The 377-nt window shown below is 67.6% G+C and carries 1 protein-coding gene; it reads right to left on the bottom strand.

All coding sequences use genetic code 11. From position 1 onward, the window contains the following. Positions 1-377: electron transfer flavoprotein subunit alpha/FixB family protein (locus BA190_RS34895; protein ID WP_371260469.1), on the bottom strand; the 377-nt coding region annotated here is incomplete at both ends.

Below are 377 nucleotides of genomic sequence, written 5' to 3'. Positions count from 1 at the left end.
TCGATATAGGTGGCGAAGTTCTCGCGGTTGGCCATGGCCCGGCCGCCGGAGATGATGATCTTGGCCGAGGCCAGTTCCGGACGGTCCGACTTGGCCAGCTCCTCGCCCTTGAAGGTGGAGAGGCCGGGATCGGCGGCAGCCGCCGCCGGCTCCACCACTGCCGAACCGCCCTCGCCGGTCGCGGCGAAGGAGGCGGTGCGCACGGTGATCATCTTCTTGGCGTCGGCCGAGGTCACGGTCTGGATGGCGTTGCCGGCATAGATCGGCCGCTCGAAGGTATCTGAGGAGACGACCTTGACGATGTCGGAGATCTGCATGACGTCGAGCAAGGCGGCGACGCGCGGCAGCACGTTCTTCCAGGCCGCGGTCGAGGGCGC

Source organism: Labrys sp. WJW (assembly GCF_001676615.1).
GTDB classification, from domain to species: Bacteria; Pseudomonadota; Alphaproteobacteria; order Rhizobiales; family Labraceae; genus Labrys; species Labrys sedimenti.
This window is presented reverse-complemented; position numbering and strand designations above follow the sequence as displayed.